Source organism: Methylobacterium sp. FW102-HT35C08 (assembly GCF_058790235.1).
Genome location: NZ_JBYTCL010000002.1, coordinates 5,098,493 through 5,112,157, shown reverse-complemented (window position 1 = coordinate 5,112,157; position 13,665 = coordinate 5,098,493). Strand labels below are relative to the sequence as shown.

Sequence of the window (13,665 nt, the reverse complement as noted above, 5' to 3'; positions counted from 1 at the left end):
TCATTTAAGCACTTCAGTGCAAGGGGATGCACCTTGTGCAAACCGAGGCCGTGCTCGATCATCAGATTGTCCGGCGTGGCCCTGTCGACCAGGATCACCCGTTAGGCCAGATGGCGCACGAACGCACGCCCTGACACTGAAGGTCCCGGTGGTGATGTTTACGTCGTTACCCGCGCCGATGCCCACGAAGCCGCCAACGAAGTCCTGTACTCCCGGCCGACAAACGGTAGAGCCCGCAGCGTAGCACTTAGCCTGGGCATATACCCTGTCGAAGCCCAGCCGATCGTCGTCTATCACGCCGTCGGAGCCGCCGTCAGCGGAACTGCCGAGCCGGTGGTGTCTCAATTCGAATTATAGGTGAGGCGCTCGCCTATTTCGCGGCAAACGCGGCACGCGATCCATAGTGCGCCGAACACGCTGGTTGTCCCAGAGAGAGGAAGGGTCGCAAGGGTGAACAAGAAGCCGAACCCGTAGTCAGGCCGCCACGGCTGGAACCGCAGCGCCCAGAGGGCAGTCTGTGCGCCGAGCAGCAGGATTGCGGTAACAGCAGCATCCAGTGCGGTCCTCATTGTCCTCATCGTCGTTATGCCATCCGCTTCTTGTACGCTCACGCTTACCCTCCGCAGGCGCCACAGCATCCATCAGCAAGGCATTGTCGTCTATACCCCGCGGCCGATCGCTGATCCCGCCGCCATAGCGGGCGTCACCTTGAGCGATTTATGAATGCGCACGAAGTTAGAGAATATGAAGTATAGCGCGAGCGCGTGGTGGTGGTTCTCGAACTTCTTGGAAAGCCGTTCGTCAGCCGCGTGAACCGGCGCATCTGCACCCGCGTGGTGAGGTTCTGACGCTCGACGTGACATGCTGACGTGCGCCTTGTCCGCGGCGCCTCTCATCGTCGTCTTGCGGATGCCGGCGCATTCAGCGGGGCTATAGCGACTCTGTGCGCCGGTCAGTGAGGCGCCGTACAGCTTCACCAGCATGGCGTAGTCTACATCCGCCCCGAACGCCTCTTCCACGGCGTCTAAGTACCCCTTGTGGCCGTCTGTGGTGATCTGCACTCGGTTGGTGAGCCGGTCTTTAAGACCTGAGATGAAGACGTCCGCGTACTCAGCATCTCGGCCCCCAACGAGATAGGAGACGATCAGCTTCGTGTCGGCGTCGGGCGCCGTCTGCATCCATACGTCGCCCGCGCCGTCCGACGCTGCCTTAGCAGCCGCGACGTTCTTTTGCTTCGCGCAGCAGAACGACCAGATCTCGTCGCACCGGATCCGCTCGGCCGAGACGCCTCGCACGTGGGCGTCATGGTCGGCCGCACACGCCTTCCCAGCGTCTTCCAGCAGCTTCGACACGGTGTCGGTCGATATGTCCACCACGCGGCTGATTGACCGCATGGAGGAGCCCTCGCAGAGCATGCTCAGGATCTGGACGCGCTTCGCGAGGGGCAGCTCATCCACGCCCCTATCACCTAAACTTTTTGCTTGACCTCAAGCATTCCGTCCAGCGTTCTTCAGGCGTTCTACCTCGTCCGAGAAAAACAGGCTGCCCTGAGTCGGAGGGAACGCCTGATTGAATAGCATTTCGAAGAATTTCCACTGGCCAGTGGGCGTGGCTCGCAGAAGTGTGGTCACGGCGGTTATCTGACGCTCTAGATGAGTGTCGCCAATGTCTGCAGTCAGATACTGGAAATTCTTTCTGGGACGTCTCTTTGTAACCGGATCGGTTGGGTTCTTTCTCTTGATTTCATCATGGACGCCAGGTGGGAGCTTTTCGTAAATCAATTTGTTGGTGAGCTTACCCACATAAGAAGTTCTGGCGGTCGACGAGGCATCAAACGGCCAGTCCATAACGCGATATATTTGCTCATAAAACGAAATCGGAAACTTGGTCGCGTACTTGCGGTATTCTGGCAAAACATATGCCGCAAGAAGTTTCTGTAGACCATCATGTGCGCGCCGGTTTTGATACCCGGTTGCTTCATCGATGAGCGCATCGATTGCTGTGTCTGCCAAGCCATCCAGGAGTATCTTGGCTTTAGCCGCAATTTTTTCTTGAGAAGGGCCAAGGACGCCGGCACCATGTGCACGTACCCAGACATTAAGTATGCGCCGTAGAACATGCCCCGGTATGCCCTCCGCTACTGCACGGCCTTCCTCTCGATAGCGGATCGGGTTTCGGATGGCGTCTACGAGGCGTGGATCCTCTAGGATAAACGGACGAAGGTTCTTGTGGGCGAGATAGAGGGGGACGTGAAAGTCATCATCCGCAGAGCGGCGCGTGGAGAGCGCCCCGCTTCGATAGATGCCGAGTACGCGCATAAACTCGGTGCCTGAAATGACGCGAATTTCGCCGTCGAGGACTGCGCATCGGAACTTCATGCCGACAAAATCGACCGTGCCCTCATCTAGGGCATGGTGCACGGGGCCAGCGCCATTTTGCCAGCGCTTTTGAGCGGCTGACTTGGCTATCTCTGAACGCTGCTCTGGGGTGAGCTTCTGAGCGCGAGCCGCGCCGCCTTTGCTTTGCTTCGTCTCGGACATGGATAGGCGCTCTCCTGAGCAAGCACAGGAGAAACCATAGCGCCGGATAGGCGCTCAAGCAAGCATGTGGGCAAGATATGCTTGCTACGGCTTGGCCCACCGCTTGGCCGCTGCCTTCCGTGCGATCTCGGCCCGGCGTTCCGGCGTCATGGCCGCGGCTCGCGCGGCGGCACCCTTCCGGCCCATCTCGGCCGCAACTTAGTTCTTCTCAAGCCCTTCAGGGCCGAGGTCCTCTTCTGCCTCCCTGGTGGCGATCTGAGCCACACGGATGGCGTTGCCGATGGCAGCGGAGGGGCAGCGCTGGCCCTTGGGTCCAGTGGGCACGTCAGTGCTTATCGTTGAAGTCGTCAGCCTCCCCAGTGTCTAGTGGGTCTTGGCCGGACGGGTCGCGGATTTGGACGTCTATGTGTCCCGTGCCCTCAAGCTCCATTGCCTTCGCGTGTGCGGCCTCAAGAGTGGGACACTCGTGCGTCACGTCGACGAGCTGCTTCGCCGTCACCTTGTAAGACATCTCGTCCTCCTGCTTGGTGCTAAGCATACGCCAGCGGGACGGGACGCGCGAGGGTACGGGGCGGGAACGCGGAGCGAGCTTCGACGCGTCCAGATTTCAACCTGAGACGCTACCGCCGAGCCGGGCTGCTGCGCTCCTGTGGTCGCTACCGTAGCGCTACTACGGCAGATAGACGCTGAGCACTGGTATCCGCTCCATGACGTGTTTGGGGTGACCCAACGTCGTAGAATTTGTGGAACTCCGAGCTTATTGGGTGGAGCCCTGCCCGATGGCGTTGCGTTGGAGTACGCCTCTAAGCTCTTGCCTTGACGCTCTCTCTTGCGCCCAGCGGGCATTCACCTTAGCGGACAGCGCTCTAGCTCCTTGAAGGAACTGCGACCAGCAAACCTCTGGGCCTGCGCCGGACGGACTCAGGGCTTCAACAATGCTCTAGAGAAAGTACAAAAATTAACATGCAAGATAGGTATGTAGGCGACGTCGGGGACTATGGGAAATACGCCCTTCTTCGCGCCTTGGTCGGAGCCAACGACAGAACCGCCTTACGCCTAGGGATCGTTTGGTGCACGTTCCCTGACGAGCACCACAACGGCGATGGCCGGCATGTGGCTTATCTTGGGAACGCGGCCTACGCCTGCCTTGATCCCGAGCTTCACCGGACGCTCCGTGACTTAGTTGCGTCAGGCCGCCGCTCAATGGCTGCAATCGAGGGATGCGGATTGTTCCCGGACGAAACGCTGTACTTTGGGGATTTCGCGACGGGAACGGCGGTCGAAGGTAGGTCGATTGGTGTGAGGCGAGCAACCTACCGGGAGGCTTGGCTTCGCTCCGCCCTGGCAGCAACGGAAGCGGCAGACCTGGTGTTCTTTGATCCCGACAATGGGATCGGGACGGCGGCAACGGCGCGCACGGGCTCCAAAGGTGGGAAATTCATATTCAAGGACGAGCTGCGACTCTTCTGGGAGCGGGGGCAGTCCCTTGTGATCTACCACCACCTAAATCGTACGGCACCAGCGAGCGCGCAGACAGCCGCTCTTCTGAGGGGGCTTGAAGAGGCGTTAGGCCCTTTGCCAGTTGTGTACCCGTTGCTTTTCCGGCGTGGCTCTTGCCGCCACTTTTGGATCGTTGGACAGACGAGGCATGCGGCAGGGCTTACCCACGCAGTGAGGGCCTTTCTGTACGCCGGTTGGGGAGCTCACTTCGAACTTGCGGCTCCGAGCAGTTCTGATCGTTCACTTAGCTCGGCAGGTCCGGTCCCGATCCAGTCCACCATCGTCCCAATCCCTCGCTCCACGACCTCTTCTAAGAAGTTGAGCGCTTCGCGGGTGAAGCTGCCCTCCCGAACCCCCGGATCGACGTAATCGAAGTGGTTGAGAACTACACGCGTCGGTCGGTTGACGGCGATGGCTTGGCGAACGACCCGCTCGTCGAACTCCCCAATACGGCGTACCTTTCTCGTGGCAGTCGTCAGCTCTACGTAGTCGTTTGGCAGGCCGGCGCGCCGGGCGACTTCGCGCCACGTGATCTCGCGTGGGAGAGGACCCGAGTCGCCAGCCACACGGATCGGATACGTGCGGATGACCAGAGTCACGTCGTCCACATCCAGCGGGCTTAATCCGGCCTCGCCTATGAATGTGCCTGCGGTGGTGTCGCGGCTTGTTACCTTGGGGTACTCGCCGCGCAGGAGGGACAATCCGTAGCCCTGGGTACCCTCGATCACGATCCTCGCCTGCTTCAAGAGCAGGCCGCGCATGAACGCCGTTGTGTCTCGGCAATACGGCGCTAGGGCGCCGTGGTCCTCTGCCAACATCGGGAGGGCGCCGCCACGCGCCATGCGCCTCATCAGGGCCGCGCCCGTTCCCGATCCTGTAGATCCTATCCGCTGAATCAGCCCCGCCCGGCTTTCAGACTCTACGTCTGCGGCTGTGACGAGGGTCGCACTCGGGCTGAGGTAAACGCGATCTGGCCCAAGTTCCAGCTGGGCGATTTCGGCCAGTAAGATCTCTGGGTCGATGATTGAGCCGGATGGAAGTACGGCCACGACATTAGGGGTGAGAATCGAGGCGGGAAGTTGCCGGAGAGCCCAGGCACGCCCCTTGGCGTCCACAGCGGTATGACCCGAGTTCGGGCCGCCGACCCGGACGACCGCGGCGGCGTGCTGGCGGCGGGCGATTTCAAGCGCAACCTTACCCTTGCCTTCCGATCCGAACTGACCGCCTACAACGACCGATACAGGCATGCCTCACCGACGCTCCCGTCGACCCCACTGATGACCGCCATCATTCTAGATTCTAATTCTCCCAATGAGGCCTCGTTCACAATCGTCGTCGAGGCTCGGCGCCCCAATTCATCAATTGCTTGCTCGACAGGTTGGGCGTCCGCTTCCTCGAAGGCGCGTCCCTGTATTCCATCCTGACGATAGCGCGCCTCCCTGATATCGGGGGCCGCGTCGAGATGAATGTGGACGAATCTACCTCCGTACCGCTCGGCCAACGTCGTCCTATCCTCCGGCCAACGCAGTCCGTCGACGACGGCAAATGCACTCGCGCCTATCTTTTCAAGGACGCGCTCACATAGCCACCGCTGCCCCTTGGTCTCGTGTATCTCCATGCCAACGGATTGACGGCTGGCTCGATCAGGCTCGCAACCTCTGGCACGTATCTCGTCGTCGATCACCATACTAAAGCGAACATACGCGAACCCGCGGCTTTCGAGCATTCGGGCTGCTGTCGTTTTACCCGCGGCGATCCGGCCGCTCAGGCCGACGATCAAGCCCTCGCGTGAGGCCCTGACATCGGGAACAATCAATGCATTCTCCTCGGGGCCATCCAAGGCCTCGTACTTGCCCTCGAGGAAGAAGGTCCCGACCAGCGCGGAGGTGATTGCGTCCAGTTCGTCATGGGTCACAGCCTCCTGCGTGAACGCCCCGTCGAGGCCGAATTCCTCCAAGCCGAGCCGCAACCATTGCTCGCCCGCACCCTTACGCGGGATCCCCATAATGTCCTGCGCGGCACCTGGATAGCTCTCGATCACCGGGATGCCAAGCGCACGGAAACGATCCGCCAGCCGGATGCCGCGTGCCGTCAGTTTCTGCATGCTGGGCAGAAGGCAGGGATAAACATTGATCCCCCGACGCTTCAGCGTCCGCTCGGATGCCCTCATGATACCGAAGCGTACCCGGCCGGGGTCGTTGTCATCGACCGACGTCCGGCCTCTCGGCAAGGAAAGCGGTGAATCGATAGAAACAACCGCAGGCGCCGCTGCCACGGTGGCTGCAACGAGCGCGTCGTCTCCCGCGATCATGTCCGTTCTTGCCGTATGTCCATCAAGGACAGCAAAGCCAGACGGCTTGGACTCGGAGCCGGTCAAGTCGATGCCGACCACCTTAGCGCTTGACGCAATGCGAAATAGCTCCCGGAATTTTGGAGCCGTGCGGGCAAGGCGCGAGGGGCATGGCAGAACAGTGCTGGTTGCGAGGCCTGGGGTCCCGCGGCGCCGGGAGCAGAAAGACGCGCCGGTCCCGAGTAGGTCAGAACCGATCCCAAATACCTCGACGAGGTGATCCGCGATTTCCACCATACCGTGGATATCGGCCTCGTTATAGTCGATTAACTCGCGCAAGGCGCACAAGTCTCCGCGCAGATATCGATGCCAGAGGATCACTGCCGCGGCGCCGTCGAACCCCTCAATACCTTCGCGCAGCTTGAGATTAAGTTGTCTCTCAATCGCCTTTTGCCCTCCCGTCAGGCCTACGCGACGGCAAGCGAAACGGAGGTCTAGGTGGTGCGGTGGCAGGCGAAGGTCATCAAACGTCTTGCGCAAAAAGGGGACGTCAAACAGTTTGCCGTTGAACGTGATCAGGACCGTCGCATCGGCGAGTGCCTCCCTGAGCTCGTCGGGATCATCGCCCGCGATATAAACGCGATACTGCCCATCCTTCTCGAAGCCGACGAGCGTGACGTCGTCATAGTAGTGGCTGAGGCCCGTCGTTTCGACGTCGAGGAACAGCGCGCCTTCGGGATGGCGCAAGGCGAGCGCGAGCTCCGGTGGAACAAGCGCTACGCGAGCCATTGGACGAACCGGCCGGCTCATTCGAGCGGACCGTTTGGAGCTGGGCAAGTCGACCCACAGAGCCTCCTGTGCCTCGGCGTCCCCCATGGTTCCCACCGTCATCTTCGTACGCCCGACGTGGGCAGATCCAGGCTATGGACTTCGATCCCCGATCGAGCGAGGGTCAACTGCCAAAGCTTCCTACTCAACAGCTAAGTGCTCCACCCTTCGACGGAGTTAAGATCCACACGGCATGTGAGACGGGCGCGTAATGTCTAGAATTTTGTTTGAAGAAAGAATTCGTAACGTGACGGTGCGTGTCGCCTCAATAGGTGGTCATGGTGGCCCATGTACTCCTGAAATTCCTCCTTCAGCTTGGCACCGAGGCGCCATGCTGAGCCGCAAACTCGGCGTGGAAAACGCGCTCGCAGAGATCGACGCACGGGCCGACAGGGCCCTCTTGCGTGGTCACGTCGAGATTGCGTGCAGATGGCGAGATCTGATCGTCGCGATCCATGCGTCAACGGAGGATGAGCGCCGCACAGGCGAACGCGACCATTAGTATCAAATCGCGGGTGTTAGCCACTCGACGGCGGACTCTCGCCCGGCGTAGCCGAAGGCATGCTTGAGACCGACGTTTAGTTCCCGTAGCGCTTCGTCTGTACGCCAGGGCGGGTTCACCAAAACAAGCCCGCTGCCGGCCAAGCGCGTACCATCCATTGGATGCCGCAGGAACTCTGCGCGGAGGCAGTTCGGGAGACCTGTCGCAATTAAGGTATTGGAGATTGTGTCACCTATGAGGTTGTCCTTGATCGGGTACCATCCAACAAAGCAACCGGTCGGCCACTTGCGGGCGCCGCGCACCAAAGTGTGGCCAAGCCTGACGGCCTCGTCGCGAGACTCGAAAGGAGGATCCATGAAGACGAACCCGCGACGCTCGACCGGCGGTACGAACGCGCCGACAGCCTCGTAGCCGTTGCGATGATGCACTGCGACGCAAGGGGTGCTCGCCATGTTCCTCCTGAGAGAACATGCATCCGCTGGATGAAGCTCGCAAGCGATTAAGCGATCGGCCGGACGCAGCAGTTTGGCAACGATAGCCGGGGAGCCGGGATATTCTCCGCGCTGCACGAAGTCGGAAACGCACGCTAGATAGGACCTCAGCTCCGGGCGCTTGCTGCTGATGACCCGGCTAATGCCCTCCTCGGCCTCCTTAGTCTTTTCAGCTTCGGCCGATTGGAGGTTGTAAACGCCAATGCCGGCATGAGTATCGAGAACCATGAATGGCTTAGGCTTTAGCCGGAAATGTTCCAGCAGGAGCACGAGCGCCGCGTGTTTGAAAACTTCTGTGTGATTCCCGGCATGATAGGCGTGCCGATAGTTCATCGCTTCCGTGCCTTCTTCTGACGGGCCTGACTTGCCCCTTTGCTTTGCCGAAGACGAGCCCTGCTCGCACCAGCCGGTAGCAAGGGCGCCCACTGGGGCTCATTGCTACGACCACCATATTCCACCAGCGAGTCGGACAGGCCCGCCGTGCAGGTCGTCGCGATGCCACAAGTGGGTTACCCGGATGATGAACTGTGACGGCTTGCGTCAACCGCTCTGCGGCGCGAGGGCGCCGACTGCTAGCCGTGGCTGGGATCTATGATGGGGCACAAGTGCCGTGGGGACGGGAGCGACTAACTTGTCAGGAACGCTCGCTTCGAGTCGTCAACGCGGGTGATTGAGCGGGCCGAGTGAGTGCAAGGCACCTGATAAGTGTTCCTAACGAGATCCGGAAGCGACTAGCGGAGTGCGGGGAGCGACAGGCTGAGCAGCACGAACGACCAGATCAGCAGACCGAATCCTACGCTCAGTAGGAATAATCCCGGAGCTGCTAAGCGTCGTGAAATTTCCAGAGCTTCCTTGCGAGCAGCGCCCCTGTCGCGCTCGCGCGAGGTGGCATCATCGCTCATGGGCCTTGTCGGCAGTTGGGACAGCAGTTTAGCGGCATCCCCAGCGGAGCCGCGAATCGTCAACGTCCCTAGGAGCAGGGTAAGCAGCGCGGCTATTATGCCGAGGGCGAGAGACAAGAGCCAAGCGTAGTACGATAGATTCATGACAGGTGTAGTGGCAACCGGAAGAGTGAGTGGCGCGAATGAGGATGGCCGGAAGGTGATGGGATCGAACGAGAAAACGACCTCGGAACTTTACGACGAGGCAGTCGCGAAATGGAATCGCTATCACGACGTCGACCCGCTCGTCGATGTGCCACGTACGCTTCTATCCGATGAGCATATAAGAGCCTATGTCGACAAAGTCGGTCTCATATTTCCGTTTTATGACGAGAAGGACCGAGTAAAGGCTGCATCTTACGAGGTTGGATTCGGTAAAATATTCATACGATGGAATGACGCCGGCGACAAGATCGTCGAAACTATCTCGAAATCTCAGACATTCACCCTCCCGCCCAATTCGATTAGCTATGTTGAGATGGAGTCTGAGTTTCTGCTGCCGCGTTACATCGGCGTGCGATTTAATTTGAGAATTCAGCACGTTCACCGCGGCCTACTGCTTGGAACAGGTCCGCTTGTCGACCCAGGTTTCCGAGGCAATCTTCTTGTCCCACTCCATAATTTGACGTCGGATCCATACACAATTCGCGGCGATGAAGGTTTTATCTGGGTAGAGTTTACAAAGACCTCATACGCGCCTGACATCGGCGCGGCACCGGAGGGCAACAGCGACCATTCACGCCTAGCAGATTGGGAGCGGCGAAAAAGCCGTATGACGCCTGAAGTCTATTTCGACAAGGCAAACAAGAACCAGCCCATTCGTAGCTCAATTCCTGTAGCTGTCGCTGAGGCGAAGGCGCAGGCAGCTCGAGCTGAGAGGGCCGCAACGAGGGCGCAGCGGCAGAATCAAATCTTCGTAGGCCTGGGCGCCCTAGCGGTGGCCGGCACCGTCGTCGGACTATTCTCTTTCTTCGAATCGGTTAAGGCGAACGTGATGTCCGCTGTCTCGCTCGCGACAACCGTGGCCACCACCTACAAGGACGTAGCTGTAGACGCAAAGAGTTCTGTCGATGAGGTGAAGTCTATAAAGACAGCCATTGAGACTCTCAGAGAGCAGGTTGCTGAATTAGCATCGAGACCGAAAGATACGGAGCGATTGCGTCAGGAACTAGAAGGAGCAAAGACTCGAATCGAAGAACTGAACTTAAACCTGCGCAAGCTGGATGCTGAGCTGCATGCAGTGCCTAATGGAGGCAATGGAAGGCGTGCTGTGGCACCATCCCGTGACACCTCCCGGTAGGAATGGTGCAGAAAGTGCTGGAGGCGCCGCGCCACGCCGAGGCATTTGGAAGCCGGATTTGACGGGCAGATCGGCACTGAACTAGCAGAGTCGGAGCGATCGGCAGACCTAACGGGCTAAACTCGACGTAGACGCAATCAAAACTTACACGCCAGATGAAAAATTGCGTCGAGATGTCAGGGGTTTAGTAAAGGCGCCCGGCAGCATCCGACCGCATCTGCGCACTAGCTCGCCTCCACCTGGAGCGTCAGCTAAGACTGGAGCAGACCTGTTTGCCGGCGCCGGCCCGCAGCGTTTCCACGGCCACACTGGAAAGGTCCCCAAGCGTGATTTCGGCGCCGCCGAATATGAGTTGGAGCCTGTCCCGCGCCGCTGGGGACGAGCCAGCGGGTGGCGTGTTGACGGACGAAGAAATTTGTCCATGCCTTCGCCGTTGTCTGTGGACCTGCGCGAGCTGTCGTAGCTGCCGGTGCCTCCTGTCATCGCGCCGCCGCTCGCTTTGGGGTCACCGTGTCCAGCGCCAGCTGCTGGTGCGGGCAGTCTGCCCCAGACGGTCACGTCGCGCCCAATCCAATGGGCGGTGATCACACCTCGCACGCCATCGAGGCGCATGCGGGGCTGATCCTGAGGATCTCCGAGCAGAAGCCGCATCTCTTCCCGCGCAAGTTGTGCGATAGTTGCGCTCTATCACTCACATCCGAACGATGGGCTACCGCTTAACCGTTTCCTCGGCACGATACCGCTCTGCGAGATTAGACTTCAAGATGCGCCATCGGTCACGACAGCGAACGCCTCAACTAGGCCGCCCTAAACATGAAGGCCAAAGCAGTCTGCTTGCTGTGCGCTTACTGCAACTTATCTCTGGTAAGCAGGATGAGGAATTGAAAGGGGCTGGCGATGCGCCAACCCCTTTCAACGCCGAACGAAATTGATGGTACCACCGCCCCGGCTCGAACGGGGGACCCCCAGATCCACAATCTGGTGCTCTAACCAACTGAGCTACGGCGGCACTGGCGGGCGGTGTATCGTGGCCCGCGGCAGTTTTCAAGGCATCCGCGCACGGGGATGTGGGGCCGGTGGACACAGGGCCAATTCGGCGCCCGGGCCCTGCGCGGAATGCGGCGGCCGCGACGTCACGCCGTGTCGACGCGGGCGACCGGATGGCCGGCATGGCCCGGCGGCTCTGCCCCGCACCAGGGTCCGGAGCCGCGCTCCGCCGGGGCGGGTGCGTTTGCAACGTGGACGGCCGGGGCTCTAACTGCGATCGGAAGGCCGATGCGTCGCTGGGACCGCGTCGCGCCGAGCCGGGGGCGACGAGACGGACCGTGAGCGCGCGACAGCCAGCGGCGGCCGCGGGCGGGGAGCAGGCCTCCGCCGAAAAGCCAGGGCGGGCGCAGGCCCGGCCGGGCCGCCGCGCCCGTCGGCGCTGGACCGGTGCGGGTCTCGTCCAGGCCCCGGGACGGCTGCGCAGCCTCGTCCGCCGCAGCGAGGGCGGCCTCGTGGCGCTCGCGACGCTCGTCGGCTGCGTCTCGGGGATTGCCGTCTCCGCCATGACCTGGCTCACCCAGACCCTGCGCGAGCTGCTCTACGGGTTGCCCGCGGGAACGCGGCTCAGCGCGGCCGACGCCGTGACGCCGACGCTCCTGCTCGTGGGGCCCTGCCTCGGCGGCGCGCTGCTGGGGCTGGTGATCCTCGCCGCCGCTTATCTGCGCGGGCCCCGCAAGCGCCCGGCGATCGACCCGATCGAGGCCAATGCCCTGCATGGCGGCCGCATGTCCCTGCGCGACAGCGTCTACCTCGCCCTGCAGAACGTCATCTCGAACGGATGCGGCGCCTCGGTGGGCCTGGAAGCCGGCTACACGCAGATCGCCTCCGGCCTCGCCTCGCGGCTGGGAATCGCCTTCGAGGTGCGTCGGAGCGACCTGCGCACGCTGGTCGGCTGCGGCGCGGCCGGCGCGATCGCGGCGGGGTTCGGCGCACCGCTGGCCGGCGCGTTCTACGCCTTCGAGCTGATCATCGGCACCTATTCCATCGCCACGCTCACGCCGGTGGTGGTCGCGGCGCTGTGCGGCAACCTCGTCTCCCGGTCGCTGATCGAGACGCAGCCGCTGGTCGACCTCGGCGACATGCAGGCGGTCACGACCTCGCACGTCACCAGCATGGAGATCCTGCCGAGCCTCGCCCTCGGGCTGGTCTGCGCGGCCCTCGGCATCCTGATCATGCGCGGAGTGACCCTGGTGGAGCGGCTGGTCCAGGCCTCCGGCCTGCCGCGGGCGGCCGCCCCGGCCTTCGGAGGCCTGTGCGTCGGCGCCCTGGCCCTGCTGGCGACGCCGCAGGTGCTCTCGGGCGGCCACGGCGCCCTGCACATGCATTTCGCCGCCGAAGGCCAGGGCCACGGGATCGCGGCGCTCGCCGCTCTGTTCGCCGCCAAGGCCACGGCCTCGGCGATCTCGATCGGCTCCGGATTCCGGGGCGGCCTGTTCTTCGCCTCGCTGTTCCTCGGCGCCATCGCCGGCAAGCTGTTCGCGGCCCTGGCCCCCGAGCTGGTGCCGCCGCTCGCGCAGTTCGGCCTCACGCCGCTGGCCTACGCGGTGATCGGCATGAGCGCGCTCGCCGTGGCGATCATCGGCGGCCCGCTGACCATGACGTTCCTGGCGCTGGAGGTCACCGGCAGCCTGCCGATCACCGGGGTCGTGCTGGCGGCGGTGATCGCGTCCTCGCTGACCGTGCGCAAGACCTTCGGCTACTCCTTCGCCACCTGGCGCTTCCACCTGCGCGGCGAGAGCATCCGCAGCCCCCACGATGTCGGCTGGATCCGCTCGCTGACCGTGGGCCGGCTGATGCGCCGGGACCCCGGCACCGTGGCGGTCGAGACGCCGCTGCCCACCTTCCTGCGGGCGCATCCGCTCGGCTCGCCCTCCCGCGTGATCGCGGTCGACGGGCGCGGGCGCTATGCCGGCATCGTCAACGTCCCCGAGGCGCACGCGGCCGCGCGGGACGCCGCCGCCGACGCCCAGCCGGTGCTCGCCGACCTGCTGCTCCACACCGGCGACTTCCTGACGCCCAGCATGAACGCCAAGGATGCCGCCGCCGCCTTCGACCGCACCGAGAGCGAGGCGCTCGCGGTGGTCGACGGGCCCGAGACCCGCCGGGTGCTGGGCCTGCTCACCGAGAGCCACACGCTCAAGCGCTACAGCGACGAACTCGACCGCCAGCGCCGGGCCATGGCGGGGGAAACCGACTGATTGTCAGGCCGGGGAGTTGACCGCACAC

The 13,665-nt window shown here is 62.1% G+C and carries 9 protein-coding genes, 1 tRNA gene and 2 pseudogenes; 4 read left to right on the top strand and 8 right to left on the bottom strand.

The window, feature by feature from the left end; all coding sequences use genetic code 11:
• The 6 genes and pseudogenes from AC3WSN_RS24165 to AC3WSN_RS24140 form a co-directional block, all read right to left on the bottom strand.
• Positions 1-345 carry a restriction endonuclease gene (locus AC3WSN_RS24165; protein WP_492541450.1) on the bottom strand — a complete coding sequence of 115 codons (345 nt, stop codon included), beginning with the start codon at positions 343-345 and terminating at the stop codon, positions 1-3.
• A gap of 264 nt (positions 346-609) precedes the next feature.
• Positions 610-1,457 (bottom strand): annotated as a pseudogene (locus AC3WSN_RS24160) (IS1 family transposase); the annotation flags it as partial.
• A 30-nt stretch (positions 1,458-1,487) separates the two neighbouring features.
• Positions 1,488-2,540 (bottom strand): P63C domain-containing protein, encoded by a 1,053-nt coding sequence (locus AC3WSN_RS24155; protein ID WP_492541448.1) that lies wholly within the window; start codon positions 2,538-2,540, stop codon positions 1,488-1,490.
• Between the two features lie 325 nt (positions 2,541-2,865).
• On the bottom strand, positions 2,866-3,051 hold the full coding sequence (locus AC3WSN_RS24150; RefSeq protein WP_492541446.1) for a hypothetical protein: 186 nt from the start codon (positions 3,049-3,051) through the stop codon (positions 2,866-2,868).
• A 1,192-nt stretch (positions 3,052-4,243) separates the two neighbouring features.
• Positions 4,244-5,287 (bottom strand): adenylosuccinate synthetase, encoded by a 1,044-nt coding sequence (locus AC3WSN_RS24145; protein ID WP_492541445.1) that lies wholly within the window; start codon positions 5,285-5,287, stop codon positions 4,244-4,246.
• Entirely contained in the window at positions 5,266-7,119 is a 1,854-nt protein-coding gene (locus AC3WSN_RS24140; RefSeq protein WP_492541443.1) for a ribonuclease H-like domain-containing protein, read from the bottom strand. Before AC3WSN_RS24140 ends, AC3WSN_RS24145 begins: the two co-directional genes overlap by 22 nt.
• A 370-nt stretch (positions 7,120-7,489) precedes the next feature.
• Between AC3WSN_RS24140 and AC3WSN_RS24135 the strand changes: the two genes are divergently transcribed.
• Positions 7,490-7,660 carry a hypothetical protein gene (locus tag AC3WSN_RS24135; RefSeq protein ID WP_492541441.1) on the top strand — a complete coding sequence of 57 codons (171 nt, stop codon included), beginning with the start codon at positions 7,490-7,492 and terminating at the stop codon, positions 7,658-7,660.
• A 2-nt stretch (positions 7,661-7,662) separates the two neighbouring features.
• Here the strand turns inward: AC3WSN_RS24135 and AC3WSN_RS24130 are convergent, their stop codons facing one another.
• Positions 7,663-8,484: a 23S rRNA (adenine(2030)-N(6))-methyltransferase RlmJ gene (locus tag AC3WSN_RS24130; protein ID WP_492541439.1), complete on the bottom strand. Its 822-nt coding sequence runs from the start codon at positions 8,482-8,484 to the stop codon at positions 7,663-7,665.
• A gap of 711 nt (positions 8,485-9,195) precedes the next feature.
• Between AC3WSN_RS24130 and AC3WSN_RS24125 the strand changes: the two genes are divergently transcribed.
• Together AC3WSN_RS24125 and AC3WSN_RS24120 are read left to right on the top strand one after the other, a co-directional pair.
• Positions 9,196-10,392 (top strand): hypothetical protein, encoded by a 1,197-nt coding sequence (locus AC3WSN_RS24125; protein ID WP_492541437.1) that lies wholly within the window; start codon positions 9,196-9,198, stop codon positions 10,390-10,392.
• Between the two features lie 421 nt (positions 10,393-10,813).
• Positions 10,814-11,076 (top strand): annotated as a pseudogene (locus tag AC3WSN_RS24120) (IS630 family transposase); the annotation flags it as partial.
• A gap of 248 nt (positions 11,077-11,324) precedes the next feature.
• Here the strand turns inward: AC3WSN_RS24120 and AC3WSN_RS24115 are convergent.
• Positions 11,325-11,401: transfer RNA gene (locus AC3WSN_RS24115), tRNA-His, on the bottom strand.
• A 316-nt stretch (positions 11,402-11,717) separates the two neighbouring features.
• Here AC3WSN_RS24115 and AC3WSN_RS24110 point away from each other — a divergent pair.
• Positions 11,718-13,637 carry a chloride channel protein gene (locus AC3WSN_RS24110; RefSeq protein ID WP_492541435.1) on the top strand — a complete coding sequence of 640 codons (1,920 nt, stop codon included), beginning with the start codon at positions 11,718-11,720 and terminating at the stop codon, positions 13,635-13,637.
• Positions 13,638-13,665: the final 28 nt, after the last annotated feature.